This is a genomic window from Microcoleus sp. S13C4, assembly GCF_036700865.1.
Classification (GTDB): domain Bacteria; phylum Cyanobacteriota; class Cyanobacteriia; order Cyanobacteriales; family Microcoleaceae; genus Microcoleus.
Genome location: NZ_JAUBPS010000003.1, coordinates 3,696 through 21,790 on the forward strand (window position 1 = coordinate 3,696; position 18,095 = coordinate 21,790).

Consider the following 18,095-nt stretch of genomic DNA (forward strand, 5'->3'; position numbering starts at 1 on the left):
TCCACAGTTTGATGGTGTTGTCACTGCTTCCAGAAGCCAAAGTCAACCCATCTGGACTAAAAGCCACGCTATTGACCGAACTGCTATGCCCGGTGAGGGTAGCGATGGGTTTTTGGCTTTGCAGGTGCCACAGTTTGATGGTCTTGTCATCGCTTGCAGAAGCCAAAGTCAACCCATCTGGACTAAAGGCGACGCTATAGACCGGATTGCTATGCCCGGTGAGGGTAGCGATGGGTTTTTGGGTTTGCAGGTTCCACAGTTTGATGGTTTTGTCACTGCTTGCAGAAGCCAAAGTTAAGCCATCTGGACTAAAGGCTAGGCTAATAAGCGAATTGCTATGCCCGGTGAGGGTAGCGATGGGTTTTTGGGTTTGCAGGTTCCACAGTTTGATGGTTTTGTCATCGCTTCCAGAAGCCAAAGTTTTGCCATCTGGACTAAAGGCTAGGCTAATAAGCGAATTGCTATGCCCGGTGAGGGTAGCGATGGGTTTTTGACTTTGCAGGTTCCACAGTTTGATGGTGTTGTCATAGCTTGCAGAAGCCAAAGTTTTGCCATCAGGACTAAAAGCGACGCTATTGACCAAATCGCTATGGCCAGTGAGGGTAGCGATGGGTTTTTGGCTTTGCAGGTTCCACAGTTTGATGGTTTTGTCACCGCTTGCAGAAGCCAAAGTTTTGCCATCGGGACTAAAAGCGACGCTATAGACCGGATTGCTATGCCCGGTGAGGGTAGCGATGGGTTTTTGCGTTTGCAGGTTCCACAGTTTGATGGTTTTGTCATCGCTTCCAGAAGCCAAAGTTTTGCCATCGGGACTAAAAGCGACGCTCCAGACCCAATTGCTATGCCCGGTGAGGGTAGCGATGGGTTTTTGGGTTTGCAGGTTCCACAGTTTGATGGTCTTGTCATAGCTTGCAGAAGCCAAAGTTTTGCCATCGGGACTAAAGGCAACGCTATTGACCAAACTGCTATGCCTGGTGAGGGTGTAGAGTTCTTTTTGGGTTTGCAGGTTCCACAGTTTGATGGTGTTGTCATAGCTTGCAGAAGCCAAAGTCAAGCCATCTGGACTAAAGGCGACGCTATTGACCGAATTGCTATGCCCGGTGAGGGTAGCGATGGGTTTTTGGGTTTGCAGGTTCCACAGTTTGATGGTCTTGTCATCGCTTCCAGAAGCCAAAGTTTTGCCATCGGGACTAAAAGCGACGCTATTGACCAAATCGCTATGCCCGGTGAGGGTAGCGATGGGTTTTTGGGTTTGCAGGTTCCACAGTTTGATGGTGTTGTCATCGCTTCCAGAAGCCAAAGTTTTGCCATCGGGACTAAAAGCGACGCTATTGACCAAATCGCTATGGTCAGTGAGGGTGGCGATGGGTTTTTGGCTTTGCAGATTCCACAGTTTGATGGTGTTGTCATAGCTTACAGAAGCCAAAGTTTTGCCATCGGGACTAACGGCGACGCTAATGACCACATTGTTATGCCCTTCCAAATGATTGCGCTCTTTTACTGCGGACACTGCTTGTTGCAGCGCAGCTATCACTCGTCCTCTAATTTGTTTTGTCGTCTCGGCAGAAGCATCTAGTTGTTTGAATGCTTGCCCTGCCTTTAATGCTTCCAAAAGTGCTGGGAATGTCTGTCCTGAACGAAATGATTCATTAGAAAAAGCAGTTTCCTGGATTACATTTGCTAAATTCTGGGCTTGAGTGACTTTATAGGTGGCTAATTGCTCTGCTTTAATTAGCGTCTGATTGGCTTGAGTCAAAATTTTATTCGCTTGTCTCTGTGCTTCTAACTCTCGTTCAACTTCCCGTTGTTGGACTTCCCGACTGGCATTTAAAAACTGATAATCCAAATCGCTCAAACTTTTATCTGCGGTCCAATTTTGAGCATCTTGCAAAGCTTGCCCCCGCAACAGTCGCGATTCATCTTGGCAATCAGAATCTATCCAAGCTTTAAAGCTTTCGCTATAAGGGCGGAGATTCGCTAATTGCTTTTCCACCCAATTAAGGTTAAAAATCGATTGATAAATCCGGTTATAAACTTTAAGTTTGCCAGACTGCTTAACCACCAACCCAGTTAATCGTAGTTCCATTTGTTCGGGACTATCATCAGCCGCTATCTCATTGTGCTGCAAAATTTGCTGATATAGTCCCAATAACCTACTTGCCCGTTGTTCGCTGCGTAAAATGCGATCGCGAATCGTCTTTAAATGCTCTGGTTCATCCTGCCCTTCCCAATTTTCAATCACCTTTTCTCGAACTAAATCTCCTACCCACTCAGCAGGATTTTGGATTGAGGCAGAGTTGGCGTAAATGAGAAGTAATTTACAAATTTTTTGTGTTATAAAGGGCTGTCCCCCCGTCCAATATAAGATTGCTTCTAATAATGCTTGCGAATTTTTTTCTTGAATTTCTAACCCAACTGCCAAAGGTTGGGCTTCTGCTAATTGAAACCCTGTTAACTCTATTCCTCGACCAATATTAAACGGAGTGCGTCGCTTGTCTTGAATTAAATCTGAGGGAGTTGCTACCCCTAACATCGTAAATGTTAATCGACGATAGTCGGGTTTATCCGCTCGATTATTATAGCAATCACGAATTACAGCAAAAAAATCTTCTATTTTAAAGTTTAAGCTGATTAAGCTGTCCGATTCATCGACAAAGATTACTATATTTTCTGAGATATTCTTGAGTAATACTTCTTCAATAAATTTACTAAATCGTTTAACATTCGATAGTAATCTGTTCTGCTCCCACCATTCATCTAAATCAAAAACGTCATACAAATTTAATCGGCTGATGATGCTATCTATCACCCCGGCATACCACTCTTCTGGCGTAATATCTGAGGTGCCAATTTCTGTAATATCAATGCTACTACAGGCAATTCCCTCTGCTTGTAACCGCTGCATTGTCCGCACTCGCAGGGAAGATTTTCCCATTTGTCGGGAATTAAGAACATAGCAAAATTCTCCGGCTTTTAAAGCTTGATAAAGTTCTTCGTCCGCCTTTCTAGTGACATAAGTTGGGGCGTTTGCAGGCAGGCTCCCTCCCACTTGATATTGATAATCTTTCATAGGTATTTGTTAATTCATAGGTGGAAAATCAGAGAATCAAGGAATCAATTTGTAGAGTCTTACACGTTCAGAAATTCCCTTTAACTCTTGCAGACCTAAGTCAATCACATTTAAAGATAAATGGGTTTTAACGACTTGATAAGCTGTCTCAGAAATACAGATCCCTCCTGGCTCTGCTTTCCCTTCTAAACGAGCAGCTAAATTTACGCCAGCCCCCCTGATATCATTATTAAGAGAGAAGATTTCTCCCAAGTGAATACCAATGCGGTGTTGCAGGACATGACTCGGAGGTAAGGTTGTAGCAGCTTCGGCGAAATTTCGTTGTACTTCTAATGCACAGGCGACTGCTTTTACGGCACTTTCGGGAAAGCAAATTAATAAACCATCGCCCATTTCTTTCAGGACTTTGCCTTGATGTTTAGCGCAGATGCCTCGGATGATGTTAAAATCTCGATTCACTAATTCTAGTGTCAGCTTTTGGTTGGCAACTGATAAGGCGGTGGAATTAACGACATCCGAGAAAATAATAGCTGCTAAATTACTCTCTACGTGCAAGCTTGATTGGTTATTAATTTGTTGCACAGCAGTCATCTTCGCTTGGGGAGAGGCTAGGCGATGGCGAAAATATTGACGATACAAACCACAGAAGGGCATTACAGCATTTCCCTGAAATTTGATCAACCCCATGCTTCGCAATTTAAAAGCCTCTCCGGTATTAATTTCTACAGGTTGTTCGCTGTTAATGACTTCTCTAATTGTTGCTGCTAGTTCTGCATCTGTTTCCAAGTTAACTAAATGCCGTCGTAAATGATCGTAGTAAGGGCCTTCTTCAGTAGGAGCGACTTTTAGCAAGCGCTCTAAGGTAATTCTCCCCCTAGCCACTTGGTAGAGAGCAACTCTAACTAAATAAGGATGACCGCCCACCATTTCCATCAGGTCACAAATCTCTTGATTTGACCAATTTAATCGGTGTCGATACACTAAATCTGTTACCTGTCTCTGATTGAGTTCAGGTAACTCTATGGGCAATCCCACGTTAAATGGCGATTGATTAATGTTGAGAGGTATATAAACTTCTTGAGAGTGAGAAATGACTAACCTCAGCTTTTTCCAAATAGGCTCATTTTTTCCCCGCTCGTGCCAAGCTCGTAATAATCCAAAGAAGTCGGTGGCTATTTCCGAATACTGAAAAATCCGATCAACTTCATCTAACCCTAAAACAACAGACCGATCACTGTCCGATAGTAGATAGCGTTGGAAATACTTCGTGCTTTTATTTTTACTGCCGAGAACCCCTTTCCAATATTCTCCTAACCTATCTTCTAAATTTAATTCATTGGTAATCTCACCACAAAACCACTGCAACAACTCATCAATATTGGTCAGAGAACTGCCATCAGCCGATTGAAAGTTTAAATAAGCCGTTTGATATCCCTGTTGGTTGGCGTGGGATAAAATTCGCTGCACTAAGGAAGTTTTTCCCATTTGCCGGGGGGCTTTGATTCGGATTAAAGCTCCGGGCTTTACAATAGTTTGGTAGGAGTCCCATTCAATGGGACGCCGGTCAATATATAGGGGTGAATCTAAACTAACAGAACCTTCTGGGTTATCTAAATTGAGAATAGAAAGGGGAGGTGCGGCGATCGCTCGCGCAGCTTCCAGCACAAGCAACGACTCCTCTGCATTCAACTCAGAAAAACCCGACTTCTTCTTTAATACCGGAGTAAGTTCTTCTGGAATCCCTGCCATGCTGATGCTAACGCAACCCAACTTATAGGCACGTTCGATCGACTCCCCCGCCGCCAACGTATCGTAAAAACCTACAGCAAATTCTCGTGCGGCGTTATCTCCCACCGTTTGCTTCAGGCCGATAACGTATGGAATGTGACGTGCGATCGCAGCCGCTTGCACTTCTCAATAGCAAGCGTTGAGTATGACGCACTCCACGTACTCATTAAACGCCTCAAACAAAGCTGCCAAAGCTTTAGCATTGACTAGCTTAATCTGCCCCATGCCATCTTCTAGGGCTAAACCCCCTTCTCCTGCACCATGCCCAGAGAAATGCACAATCTCTGGTTTATAATCTAATACGGCTCGCTGCATTTCTCTTGGCGTCACCGCCCACTGTTGCTCCAGTTGAAAATTGTCGCCCTTTTTAGAGCGTTGCAATCCCTCTGCAATTTCCTTCGCCTCTTTCTGTAAGTCCACATGGGTGGTATTTTTGGGGTTGGCTGCCAAAAACAGGATGGTTTTTTTCTTTCTTGGGGAACTACTCATCAATGGAACCTTCACGCTTAGGAGATACAGGAGCTTAACGACACTACCCCAGTCAGGGCGAGATATTTCTTGCCTTTAGGGTATTTAACCACAAACATCTTTATTTTTGTTGGTCAGTAAACTGGCAGAAATGAGCACCCTGACTCAAGCATAACCAATCCACAAGGCGATCGCGACTCTCAACTAATCTTTTTAGCTACGTATTCAACAAGTGCGATCGCCTTCCCCTTTTGCAGTCCTATTTCATAAATATCGAGATTCTTTAGAGTTTTATTCTCATGCCCGATCCAGGATTTTTTGATTATTATTATTGCCTAAATTAGTACATAAAATCTTCTATACTTCCGCATTTATTTAATCCACGCCCTCAGAAAAAAACGGGTTTTTTATCAACTCTGTGGATAACAACAATGATTTATTTTAGTTTACTTAAACAATCATTCAATTCCCCTACCAACCATTTTTTCTCAGCTTGCGGCAAAAATAAGCCAAAACAATAGTTACGCGACGTGGTGCGAATCCGGCAAAAAGTCATCGATTTTTTGAGCAATGGCAGATGAATTCCGCTCAACTTTACCCGCTGGATATCTTGGGGAGTGATTTTAATTGGTCTGATGAATAGACGAGAAGCAATCCTAAACAAGCACCTACACAACCACATCAAAGCATAAAATACTGTAGCTATTATTATAGCTAGGATTGATATAACGAAAAATTGGTTAAATAATTTATCTAGCCAGTCGGCAGGAGCGTATTGAGACAAACTAAATATAAAAAATACCAGAATCAAAGAGAAGGGAAGTAAAAATTTATAACTCAGATGAATGAACTGGAAAAAACACTTGATTTTGCTAGGTGAACGATCGGGGTGTATCTTGATTAATAACCACCGTTTAGCATCAATTAAAGTAATTCGTGATTGGGGCGATCGCTTAAACATTTTTTCGGGATTAATCCCGCTTGGCTGTTCCCCTCGCAGCGCTGATAAAGCATCTTTTGCTGAGTCAAATCGATCTTCACTTGCGGGTTCAATTATCTTCTCTAACCAGTCGGCAAACTCTGGAGAAATAGAGACGCGATCGCGGAATTGTACCTTCAGCTTGTGTCTGGGTAGATCGGATGGAAATTTCTGGGTTAACAAGAAAAGCAGCGTTGTGCCTAATCCATACAAATCTGTTGATAATACAGCTTTTCCTCTGAATTGTTCAGGTGCCATGTAACCGTAGGTTCCGACAACGGTACTGCCTCCTGTAACGGTATGATGGTAAGTATTTTGAACTGCACCAAAATCAACTAGGAAGACTCGCCCATTTTTTTGCAGAATTATATTTTGAGGTTTAATATCTCGGTGGATAGTAGCAGGTAACAGCGATTGCAGATAAACTAAAATTTCTAGCAATTGAGAGGCGATATGACGAACTTGCGATTCATTGGGTTTCCAGCCATTTTCTATCAATTGTGCGAGAGATTTTCCAGGTGCGAGTTGTTGGGCGATATAAAAACAACGATCTTGGGAAGTATCAACTTGAAAGTAGTCAATGTAGCGAGGAATTCCCGGATGATTCAATCCCGATAAAGTTTTGGCTTCTCGTTCAAATAACTCGACTTTCTTCCATTCAGTTGTCAGGCGCAGGGATAAAGCTTTGAGTGCAACTTTTTGATTGCTGTTTAAATCTACAGCAGCATAGGTAATCCCAACTCCACCCTGTCCTAATTTGCCGAGAATGCGATATCTTTCAGCAATGATTTTTTCCGATTTTTGCAGGATTTCCATATTTTTATGCTTGGGTTGATTTTGGATGATTAGTCTGTTGCACCGCGAGATATAAGTATTTCGGCTGCTGCTTCTCGGTTGGGGTTCGAGTCGGTTTCTGCTATCTTTAGTGGCGTTTCACCATAAGAGTTTTTAGCGTCAATCTTTGCACCTTTAGCAATCAGCAATTTTATGATTCCTAGAGTGCCATAATGTGCGGCTTGGTGGAGTGGAGTTGTGCCTGATACATCTATATTATTAACATCTGTACCGTTGTTAATTAGCAGTGCAGCAATATCATTATGTCCGAGCGCGATCGCTCGATACAATGGAGTTTGACCCTTCACATTTCTAGCGTTAACCCTCGCACCTTTAGCAATTAGCAGTTCAGCGATATCTAGAGATCCTCGAGTAGTGGCAAGATGCAGGGGAGTTTGAAGCAAGTTATTTTTGGCATTAACGAATGCACCTTTGGCAATGAGTTGTTTGGCTGCATCCTTAAGTTTGAAATCGACAGCGATATGCAGTAAGGTTCTGCCATATTTGTATTCACTATTAACATCTGGGTGTTTGCTAATCATCAACGCTACTGTATCCCTATCTGTCGAGTCTACGGCGATATCCAGTGGAGTTGTTTTGTTATTATCCTGGATATTAATTTCGGCACCATGTTCTAGCAGTCGTTCGATATTCTGCATATTGATATTCTGCATATTATTTGACATAGCAACCCGCCTATTGAACACAGCAATATGTAGAGGAGTATGTCCATAACAATCTTTAACATTGACTTTCGCACCATTAGCAATTAAAAAAGAGACGATTTCTAGGCGAGCGCGTGGAAGATCTGAGTGTAGGTAATCGTATTTAACAGCTTGGTGTAACGGAGTATTTCCAGATTCGTCCCTAGCGTTGATATCTAGCATGAGTAAAGCAGCAACTTCTTTGGTGGCTGCATAGTGCAGTGGAGTTCTTTTTCTACCATCTCTGATAACAACATTTGCGCCGTCTTTAATTAGGTGTTGTACCAACTCCTTAAAGCCTATTTTTGCTGCGTTATGTAATAAAGTTGTACCCTTGCCATTTCGGGCATTGTCTTCTTTGATGTTAATTTTTGCGCCTGCTGCGAGTAGTATTTGTGCGATTGCCTTCGAGCGCGCCGTATGTAGAGGAGTTATGCCATTTTTGTTTTTGGCATTGACATTTGCACCTTTAGCAATCAGCAACTTGGCCATTTCAGGCGATCCCGCAAAGAACAGAGGAGTTATACCCATACAATTGTCAGGTAAAAACCTTCGCAATTTATAAGTACATAGAGAATTCGACACATCCCAATCAATATGAGGTTCACTCTGGGCGTTAATATCTGCACCTTTAGCAATTAGCATCTTTGCCAATTTTACGCGACCATATGCAGCAGCAAAGTGTAACGGGGTAAAGCCAAGTGTATCCCTAGCGTTGACATCTGCACCCTTGGCAATTAACAATTCTGCCACCTCTTTTGAGCCAGCCAAGTGTAGTAAATTCAGATTGTGTACCCTGGTATTAGCACTAATACCGAGATCCAGATAATGCCTAACAGTTTTAGTATCTCCCTGTTCAACAGCGTTGACAACTGCATTGGGGGTAAATCCAATCCGGTTGAGTATGGGATATTTAAAGTGATTGAAAACAGCAACAGTAGCAATAGCAGCAATTCCTATTTTGAGGCGTTTTTTCCATTGCGTCGGATTGGATTTAACGCTAGATATTCGAGGACTGCGAAGCAATTCAAGCGCTTCTTTTGCCGAGTTAAAGCGGTTTTCTAAATCGGACGCGATCATTTTTTTTAACCAATCGGCAAATGCTGAAGAAATCTGAATTTGAGAGCGAAAATCTCCCTCTAGTATATTTGTTGGTAATTCGGCGGGGGAACGGTGGGTTAGTAAATACAACAACGTCGCTCCTAAACCATATAAATCTGTTGCAGGTACGGCTTGTCCGAGAAATTGTTCTGGAGCCATATAACCATAGGTTCCAACTACGGTACTTCCTCGCATTAAAGTATTGTTATAAGTGTTTTGCACGGCTCCAAAATCTACCAAGCAGACTTCCCAGTCTTTTTGTTGGTGGGAATTGATGGGCGATTTGAAAACAATATTCTCTGGTTTAATATCCCGGTGGATAACGGGTGGTGTCTGTGAATGGAGATAAACTAAAATCTCCAAAATTTGTGTGGCAATGCGTTGAATTTCGGGTTCAGAAGCGTGCCAGCCACTTTCGACTAAGCTTGCTAGAGATTGCCCTTGGGCCAGTTCTTGTACTATATAAAAACAACGGTTATCGGGAGTATCGACATAAAAATAATCCAAATAACGCGGAATTCCCGGATGATTCAATTTTGATAAAACATTGGCTTCTCGTTCAAAGAGTTCCAGGACTTTCCAGTCATTCATCTTCTGTAAAGACAAAGCTTTGAGTGCGACTCGCTGGTGTGTTTGGAGGTCAACGGCTTCATAAGTTGTGCTACTACCGCCTTCTCCGAGTAGCTTTTTAATTTGATAGTGTTTGACTAAGTTATGGGGAATTTGTTCAACAATATCCATAGCATTATCCTGGGTTGATGAGTACCAACAAAAATTTTATATTTGGGTTTTAAAAACACAAATTTTGAAAATTTATGCAATGTAAATTGAGTGTTTGAGTATATTTCAAACAAGTCAATAGAAAAGTCAATGACGGACTCTGTATATTTGCTTAAATTTCAATTACCGTATTTCTATGGATAACTTACCCAGAATTTTGGAGTGTCATATCACCTTTGGCGAAAATTTACGTACGGGATATTGATCGTAATCGAGCCGATAATCATAGCCGACGCGATCGTAAATGCCTGCAAGCAATTCCGGCAAATTAACAATAGGTTCTACATCTTCTTCGCGCAAAGGAAGTTGTCGGTCTTTTTGAGATGCTAGCCAACGTTCGTAGGCTTCTCTATCGCCACTTTTTCTCTCAGCGCCCTCTGCGTCCTCTGCGGTTAATCAAAAAAAGTAGTGATTTTGGATACAATTCCCGACTCAACAGTCGATCGAACTCCTCAATTTTCGATCGGGATCTAAAATTCACCTAAAGTTCGACGCCCTTTGGCAAAACCCTCCCTAAGATAGAAGTTAGGGGACGATCGGTCTAATAGCCGATACAGGCGCAAGTGTCAAGCACCTGAAAATCCCAAACTCAGAGCCGCAAGACAGGGAGGTTATCAATATCATGGTACAAGCGCCGACAGGGGAAGCCCGACTGGGCCCGATCGATCAGGTGCAAGCCTTAGACCGCGATTGCACTACTCTCTCCCGTCACGTACTCCAGCAACTCCACAGCTTTTCAGCAGATGCTCAGGATCTCAGCGCGCTGATGAATCGCATCGGGCTGGCGGCAAAGCTGATCGCGAGGCGGCTCAGCAGAGCCGGATTAATGGCAGATGCCTTGGGGTTTACAGGGGCTACGAACGTGCAGGGAGAATCCGTCAAAAAGATGGATATCTATGCCAATGAAGTCTTTATCTCGGTATTCCAGCAAAGCGGACTTGTCTGCCGCTTGGCTTCCGAGGAAATGGAAAAACCCTACTACATTCCCGAAAACTGTCCCATCGGGCGTTACAGTCTGCTCTACGACCCCATAGACGGTTCTTCCAATCTTGACATCAATCTCAATGTCGGCTCCATATTCAGCATCCGCAAGCAAGAGGGGGACGATGAAGACGGTTCTGCTTCCGACTTGCTGCAACACGGACACAAACAAATAGCGGCCGGCTACGTGCTCTACGGCCCGAGTACCATGCTGGTTTATTCGATCGGTCAGGGCGTTCATTCCTTTACCCTCGACCCCAGTTTGGGCGAGTTTATTCTAGCTAACGAAAACATTAAGGTTCCCGATCGCGGCCCGATTTACAGCGTTAATGAAGGCAACTTCTGGCAGTGGGAGGAATCTTTGAGGGACTACATTCGCTACGTACACCGCAGCGAAGGCTACAGCGCCCGGTACGGCGGGGCTTTGGTGGGAGATTTCCACCGGATTTTATTTCAGGGAGGCGTGTTTTTGTACCCGGGAACGGTGAAAAACCCGGAAGGCAAATTGCGCTTGCTCTACGAATCGGCTCCTTTGGCGTTTTTGATGGAGCAAGCCGGCGGGCGGGCAAGTACGGGCATTCAAGACATCTTAGACGTAGTGCCGACCAAACTGCACGAGCGATCGCCCTTAATTATCGGCAGCAAAGAAAATGTAGCGATGGTCGAGTCTTTTATTCAAGATCGATCGCGCAATCCTAGAACAGTCCAAGAGTGAAGGAAGAAGGAAGAAGGAAGAGGGAAGAAGGAAGAAGGAAGAAGGAAGAAGGAAGAGGGAAGAAGGAAGAGGGAAGAAGGAAGAGGGTTTTAATTTATAACTTTCGACTCCCAATTACCAATTCCCCATTGCCAATTTTCAATTACCAATTTTCAATTTCCAATTTCCAATTTCCAAGTCCCAATAAACAGCTATCAAATTGTAGGAGTTACAGTAATGACAGCAACACAAACGAATCACCTGTTAGAAATCAAAGAAATTGGCCAAAGTATCTGGATGGACAATTTGACTCGCGATCTGATCGAGTCCGGCGAGCTCAAACAGATGATTGAAAGTCGGGGACTGCGCGGGATTACATCTAATCCGGCTATTTTTGAGAAAGCGATCGCGGGTAATGTGATTTACGACGCGGATATCGAAGCGGGCATCCGCGCGGGTAAATCTGTAATGGAGATTTACGAATCTCTGGTATTTGAAGATATCCGTAACGCTTGCGACATCTTCGCCCCCGTTTACGCAGAGTCGAAGGGTTTGGACGGTTACATAAGCATTGAAGTGCCACCGACGATCGCCAACGACACAGAAAGCACGATTAGCGAAGCCATACGCTATTACAAAGCCCTCGGCAAAGAAAACGTGATGATTAAGATTCCGGGAACCGCTCAAGGTTTACCCGCAGTCGAGCAAGTCATCAGCGAAGGGATTAACGTTAACGTGACTTTACTGTTCTCGGTTGACAGCTACGTCGAAACCTTCTGGGCTTACATTCGCGGTTTGGAAGCGCGGGTGGCTAAAGGTTTGGATGTGAGCAATATTGCGTCTGTTGCCAGTTTCTTCTTGAGCCGGATCGACATCAATATCGATGGCAAGATTGATGAGAAACTCAAAAATGTCACCGATATTTCCACAAAAGCTAAACTGGAAGCAGTGAAGGGGAAAATTGCGATCGCCAATGCGAAGATAGCTTACCAGAAGTATAAAGAGATCGTAGCGAGCGATCGCTGGCAAGCTTTAGCGGCCAAGGGAGCGAAAGTACAGCGCTTGCTGTGGGCTTCCACCAGCACCAAAAACCCCAACTACAGCGATGTCATGTACGTTGATGAACTAATCGGCCCCGACACCGTTAACACTTTGCCGCCAAACACTGTTGAAGCTTGTTTCGATCACTGCGATGTCGCACCCCGGATTGAGAACAATGTTGCAGAAGCTTACACCCTGATCGAAAGTCTCAAAGATCCCGACATCGACATCAACTTGGACCAAGTGATGGCAGACTTGCTCTTGGACGGGATTGATAAATTCGTCACCCCGTTCCAATCCCTGATGGATTCCTTGCAAGAGAAAGTGCAGAAGTTGTCACCCGTCGCCTAGACAGATATCTGTATCCTTGAAGGCAGAAGCATTTAGGAGTCGGAATAGATAATTGTTTGGCTTCTTAAATGCTGAGTTTTAAATCCTCTCTAGGATTTTTGAGATTAATGCCTCTCAGAGTTCCTAGAGAGCAAAATCATCTGCCTCCTCTAGCAGTATGAAGAAGCGATTAACTCTCTCACCAAGAAACTAGCAGAAATGACCGCAAACTATCATGGTGTTTTGGCACGGTTAACAGCACTAGAACAAGGAAAATAAATAATGGTAACGCTACTTGAAAATCCACTGCGGGTCGGTTTACGAAAAGAACGGGTGCCGGAACCACAAATTCTGGTAATCTTCGGAGCTTCTGGGGATCTCACCCAGCGCAAACTGGTACCTGCAATTTATCAGATGAAGCGCGATCGACGCTTGCCACCGGAAACCACCGTGGTGGGAGTAGCCCGCCGCCCTTGGAGTCACGATTACTTCCGAGAGCAAATGCGCGAAGGCATTGAAGAATTTGGCGGCGGCATTGGCAATGAAGAATTTTGGCAAGAATTCGCTAAAGGTTTGTACTACTGTCCGGGCGACATTGACAACCCCGAAAGCTATCAAAAACTCAAAGATTTCTTAGCGGAACTCGACGAAGAAAGGAGAACTCGCGGCAATCACATATTTTATCTATCAGTTTCCCCGAACTTTTTCCCAGAAGCAATTAGGCAACTGGGCGATGCTCAAATGCTGGTAGATCCAGTAAAACACCGCTTGGTAATTGAAAAACCCTTCGGCCGCGACTTGAGCTCGGCAAAAGCTCTCAACCGAGTCGTGCAGAAGGTTTGCCAAGAACAGCAAGTTTACCGGATCGACCACTATTTGGGTAAAGAAACTGTTCAGAATTTAATGGTGTTCCGGTTTGCTAACGCGATTTTTGAACCGCTGTGGAATCGGCAATTTGTTGATCACGTACAAATTACAGTTGCAGAAACAGTAGGCGTAGAAGACCGGGCGGGTTACTACGAATCCTCTGGGGCGTTGCGGGATATGCTGCAAAACCACTTGATGCAGATTTTCTGTCTGACGGCGATGGAACCGCCGAACTCGCTCGACGCTGACAGCATCCGCACCGAAAAGATGAAAGTTCTGCAAGCAACTCGCTTGGCAGATTTGAATAACTTGGAGTTCTCAGCGATTCGCGGTCAATATTCCGCAGGTTGGATGAAGGGCAAACAGGTGCCCGGATATCACGATGAGCCGGGGGTTGCTCCCAACTCGACAACGCCGACTTTTGTGGCGATGAAGTTTATGATTGACAACTGGCGCTGGCAGGGAGTGCCTTTCTACCTGCGAACCGGCAAACGGTTGCCGAAAAAAGTTAGCGAAATTGCGATTCAGTTCCGCGAAGTGCCGCTGCTAATTTTTCAGTCCGCTGCCCAACAAACTACTCCGAACGTTTTGACTATGCGCGTGCATCCGAACGAGGGGATTTCGCTGAGGTTTGAGGCGAAAATGCCGGGGCCGGATTTGCGGACGCGGACGGTGGATATGGATTTCAGTTACGGTTCTTCCTTTGGGGTGACATCTTCGGATGCTTACGATCGACTGTTAATTGATTGTATGCTGGGCGACCAAACTTTGTTTACCCGTTCTGATGAAGTGGAAGAAGCTTGGCGGGTGGTAACGCCGGCGCTGATGGAATGGGAATCGTCCAACGAACAACAGTTGGTTCCTAAATACGAAGCGGGTACTTGGGAACCGGCGGAAGCAGAACTGCTAATTAACAGAGACGGCCGCAAGTGGCGCAGACTTTAAGAGTCATTAGTCAGCAGTCCTTAGTTTATTGGTCAGGATTAGTCATTATTGATTAGCTAAGAACCAATGACTGAGAACCAATGACTAAGAACCAATGACTAATGACTAATAACAAATAACAAAGGAGAAAAGATTTATGACGATGACACCGATGAAAGCTCCGCCTCTGGTTTCGCTGCAAAATCCTAAAGATGTGTCGCTCGACCAGATAGAGGCTGAATTGAGTCAAATTTGGGAAAGTTACAGAGAATCTGGTTCAAAGGGCGATTCTCCGATCGCTAGTAGGGCAACAACTTTTACTTTTGTAGTCTACGAACCCGAAGAAACTCAGCGGTTATTAGCGGATCTGGGGTTTTACGACGGGCCGGTGGACGGTATTACCGGGCCGATGACGGCATCTAGCATCAGGGCGGCTCAAAAAGCTTACGGGCTGCCGAGAACTGGCAAACCTAACGCTGAATTGCTGGCGACTTTGCGGGAAGAAGTGGCTCGCAAAAATTCAAATGGCGAGGAGATGGGATCGAGTGGTTTGGGTTCCGGGGGATCGGGCGTGGCTGACGCGATCGTGGCTGCCAATCCCTGCCGGATTATTGCTCTGTGCCCGACGGCGGGGGAAGATACGGGCGTGCAGGCTCAAGTGGCTGCTTATTGTCCGGTTCACAAGCGCACCACGGGCAATCTGATCTGCTGCGAGTACATTACGCTGCGGGGTACGGAAGCTGCTTTGGAACGGGTGAGTGGCATCGTGACGGCGTTGACTATCGCTGATTTGCCGACGCTGCTGTGGTGGAAGGCGAATCCTGATGCCGATCGAGGTTTGTTCCAGCGGCTGGCGGCAATTAGCAGTTCTGTGATTGTTGACTCTAGCAGCTTTGCCGAGTGTGAAGCCGAATTGCTGTTGATGCAAAGTCTGATCGAGGAGGGAATTCCGATCGCGGATCTGAATTGGCGCCGGCTGGCCGCGTGGCAGGAGTTGGCTGCTGAGGCTTTTGACGCCCCGGAACGTCGGGCTGCGATTCGGGAAATTGATCGGGTGACGATCGATTACGAACAGGATAATTCTACTCAAGCGCTGATGTATTTGGGTTGGCTGGCAAGCCGACTTCAGTGGCGTCCGGTTGCTTTCAAACAGGAAGAGGGCGATTACCAAATCAAGCGAATTAAATTCGCGGGACCCGACGAACGGGTTGTCGAAGCCGAGTTGGCTGCTATTCCTACTGCTGATTCGGGCGATGTCGCGGGCGATTTGATTGCTTTGCGTTTAAATTCTACAAACGAAAAGGCTGACTGCGGTACGGTTCTGTGTTCGGAAGTGGGCGGCTGTATGCGGATGGAAACGAAGGGCGGCGCTCAAACCGATCGGTTTAACCAGGTGAGTCCTCTGTTCGATCAGGTGACGGAACAGTTGCTGGGCCAGCACTTGCAGAGTTGGGGCCGAGATGTGCTTTACGAAGAAAGTTTGGCAGTGACGGCTCAAATACTGAAGTTAGCTAAGCGGTAAAGAGAAGGAAGAAGGAAGAAGGAAGAAGGAAGAAGGAAGAAGGAAGAAGGAAGAAGGAAGAAGGAAGAAGGAAGAAGGAAGAGGGAAGAAGGAAGAAGGATTGAGTTAATATTCAGTGGGGCAGGCAATGTCTGCCCTACTTTTTTGGAAGTTGTGAGTTAGAAGTTATGAGTTTTGAATTAATAATGTTCTTTAACTCCAAACTATAAATTACTTCTAAAAAGCAACGAAATTACCTATATTATTCTCATTCTTCCTTCGCGTCTTCGCGGTTCGTTAAATTGGTATTATTTGAGAAGTTCAAAACCAATACTCATAATTTTATCACCTGTCTGATTCCTGTATTTTTTGTAACTAATCTAGAACTATGGCTTTAGTAATTGCTGGTGAACGCAGCGGTGCGGGAAAGACTACTGTAACGATCGCCCTTTTAGCTTATTTAATCCGTCGCGGCTTGAATGTTCAATCTTTTAAGGTTGGTCCCGATTACATTGACCCGATGTTTCATGCTTTTGTTACTGGTCGCCCCTGTCGGAATTTAGACCCGGTATTAACGTCTGAATCTTATGTAAAAAAGTGTTTTTCTCGTCATATTCAAGATGTCGATTATGCCTTAGTTGAAGGCGTAATGGGGCTATTTGATGGGGTTTCTCGGAAGAAAGAAGAAGAAAGTTCGGCAACGGATTTCGTAACGGATGTAACGGATGTAACCGATAGAAGTTCGGCAACGATTGTACGAGATGTAAAGGATTTAACGGATTTAACAAATTTAAGGAAGCCCGAAGGAAAACAACACTATTCTATTTCCTTTGCTTCTACGGCTCATGTTGCTTATTTGCTGAATTTGCCGGTATTGTTTGTGATAGATTGCAGCAGGCTCTCTGGTTCTGTGGCTGCGATCGCCCACGGTTTTCGTTCTTTTAACCCTGACCTTAAATTCGCTGGTTTGGTACTCAATCGGGTGGCTAGCGATCGACATTTGGAGCTGCTTCAAGATGCTCTCCAACCACTCAATTTACCGATTTTGGGCGTTTTGCGTAGGGATGAGGCTGTTACTATTCCCGATCGACATTTGGGTTTGATTCCTGCTGAGGAGTTGCCGAATCTTCATGCTGCGATCGATAAGTTGGCTGATTTGGCTGCTGTTAGTTTTGACTGGGAGCAACTTTTGCCTTTGTTGACTGCAACTCGAAATGAGGCGGGTGAGGGGTCAGAGCAACTTTCGGGTAGGCACAGTCTCCCTTCTGTAATTGTAGTTAAAAAAGATGCTGTTGTCAACAGTTTGGGAAAACAATTTGGAGTGAGGATTGCAGTTGCGCGCGATCGGGCTTTTAATTTTTACTATCAGGACAATCTTGATTTGTTGGAAGAGTTGGGTGCCCAGTTGGTATTTTGGAGTCCCCTTGATGACTCGGTTTTTCCTGACAATGTGCAAGGGTTATATTTTGGTGGTGGTTTTCCCGAAGTGTTTGCTCAAAAATTGAGCAGTAATGTTTTAATTCGGGATGCGGTAAGAAGTGCGATTTTTTCGGGAATGCCGACTTATGCGGAGTGCGGCGGTTTGATGTACTTGTGCGATTCTATTGTAGACTTCGATGGCAATTCTTGGCCAGGGGTGGGAGTGTTGGAAACTGCTGCTGCAATGGGAAAGCGTTTGACGCTGGGATACCGAGAAGCTGTGGCGGTGAGGGATAGTTCGGTGTTAACTGCTCTTGATGAGGTTTGGGGACATGAGTTTCATCGATCGCATTTAACTGTGGAACCGACTAATCCAGTTTATCACAGTTGGAGGTATGGGAAGCGAGGGGAAGTTGAGGCGGTTGCTGAAGGTTGGGGAGTTTGTCAGGTGCACGCTTCTTATTTGCATTTGCATTGGGGTGCTCGTCCTGATATTCCGGCTCGTTTTTTGCAGCAGTGTGCTGAGTTTGATTGTAAGGGTGTTTTGGGCGATCGAGAAAGCAAACTAGATTTTTTTATTTAATTAATTAAGCGCAGAGGCAACAAAGGGCACA

General features: G+C 45.0%; 11 protein-coding genes. 5 read left to right on the plus strand and 6 right to left on the minus strand.

The window, feature by feature from the left end; translation table 11 throughout:
• From QT996_RS02340 to QT996_RS02365, 6 genes are all read right to left on the minus strand, one after another.
• Positions 1-3,070: AAA-like domain-containing protein (locus tag QT996_RS02340; RefSeq protein ID WP_333044263.1), on the minus strand; the 3,070-nt coding region annotated here is incomplete at its 3' end.
• A 36-nt stretch (positions 3,071-3,106) separates the two neighbouring features.
• Complete coding sequence (locus QT996_RS02345) at positions 3,107-4,981, minus strand: AAA-like domain-containing protein (RefSeq protein ID WP_333044264.1); 1,875 nt, start codon at positions 4,979-4,981, stop codon at positions 3,107-3,109.
• Between the two features lie 3 nt (positions 4,982-4,984).
• A complete protein-coding gene (locus QT996_RS02350; RefSeq protein ID WP_333044265.1) occupies positions 4,985-5,347 on the minus strand; it encodes a CHAT domain-containing protein in 363 nt (120 codons plus the stop codon).
• Positions 5,348-5,762: 415 nt separating this feature from the next.
• Complete coding sequence (locus tag QT996_RS02355) at positions 5,763-7,121, minus strand: serine/threonine-protein kinase (RefSeq protein ID WP_333044266.1); 1,359 nt, start codon at positions 7,119-7,121, stop codon at positions 5,763-5,765.
• 29 nt (positions 7,122-7,150) lie between these two features.
• Positions 7,151-9,685, minus strand: a complete 2,535-nt coding sequence (locus tag QT996_RS02360; protein WP_333044267.1) for an ankyrin repeat domain-containing protein — start codon at positions 9,683-9,685, stop codon at positions 7,151-7,153.
• 204 nt (positions 9,686-9,889) lie between these two features.
• Positions 9,890-10,024 (minus strand): DUF4058 family protein, encoded by a 135-nt coding sequence (locus tag QT996_RS02365; RefSeq protein ID WP_333038323.1) that lies wholly within the window; start codon positions 10,022-10,024, stop codon positions 9,890-9,892.
• Between the two features lie 322 nt (positions 10,025-10,346).
• Between QT996_RS02365 and fbp the strand changes: the two genes are divergently transcribed.
• The 5 genes from fbp (at position 10,347) to QT996_RS02390 (ending at position 18,064) form a co-directional block, all read left to right on the plus strand.
• Positions 10,347-11,420, plus strand: coding sequence for a class 1 fructose-bisphosphatase (fbp, locus tag QT996_RS02370; RefSeq protein ID WP_333044268.1), 1,074 nt, complete (start codon positions 10,347-10,349; stop codon positions 11,418-11,420).
• 216 nt (positions 11,421-11,636) lie between these two features.
• A complete protein-coding gene (tal, locus tag QT996_RS02375) occupies positions 11,637-12,791 on the plus strand; it encodes a transaldolase (RefSeq protein WP_333044269.1) in 1,155 nt (384 codons plus the stop codon).
• A gap of 261 nt (positions 12,792-13,052) precedes the next feature.
• Positions 13,053-14,582: a glucose-6-phosphate dehydrogenase gene (gene zwf, locus QT996_RS02380; protein WP_333044270.1), complete on the plus strand. Its 1,530-nt coding sequence runs from the start codon at positions 13,053-13,055 to the stop codon at positions 14,580-14,582.
• A 136-nt stretch (positions 14,583-14,718) separates the two neighbouring features.
• A complete protein-coding gene (opcA, locus tag QT996_RS02385) occupies positions 14,719-16,083 on the plus strand; it encodes a glucose-6-phosphate dehydrogenase assembly protein OpcA (RefSeq protein WP_333044271.1) in 1,365 nt (454 codons plus the stop codon).
• Positions 16,084-16,450: 367 nt separating this feature from the next.
• Positions 16,451-18,064: a cobyrinate a,c-diamide synthase gene (locus tag QT996_RS02390; protein ID WP_333044272.1), complete on the plus strand. Its 1,614-nt coding sequence runs from the start codon at positions 16,451-16,453 to the stop codon at positions 18,062-18,064.
• Positions 18,065-18,095 lie beyond the last annotated feature (31 nt).

Excerpts from the sequence above, each read along its gene's own strand:
- opcA (WP_333044271.1), top strand. The coding sequence starts at position 14,719 with ATGACGATGACACCGATGAAAGCTCCGCCTCTGGTTTCGCTGCAAAAT.
- QT996_RS02350 (WP_333044265.1), bottom strand. The coding sequence starts at position 5,347 with ATGAGTAGTTCCCCAAGAAAGAAAAAAACCATCCTGTTTTTGGCAGCC.
- QT996_RS02390 (WP_333044272.1), top strand. The coding sequence starts at position 16,451 with ATGGCTTTAGTAATTGCTGGTGAACGCAGCGGTGCGGGAAAGACTACT.
- QT996_RS02360 (WP_333044267.1), bottom strand. The coding sequence starts at position 9,685 with ATGGATATTGTTGAACAAATTCCCCATAACTTAGTCAAACACTATCAA.
- tal (WP_333044269.1), top strand. The coding sequence starts at position 11,637 with ATGACAGCAACACAAACGAATCACCTGTTAGAAATCAAAGAAATTGGC.
- fbp (WP_333044268.1), top strand. The coding sequence starts at position 10,347 with ATGGTACAAGCGCCGACAGGGGAAGCCCGACTGGGCCCGATCGATCAG.
- QT996_RS02355 (WP_333044266.1), bottom strand. The coding sequence starts at position 7,121 with ATGGAAATCCTGCAAAAATCGGAAAAAATCATTGCTGAAAGATATCGC.
- zwf (WP_333044270.1), top strand. The coding sequence starts at position 13,053 with ATGGTAACGCTACTTGAAAATCCACTGCGGGTCGGTTTACGAAAAGAA.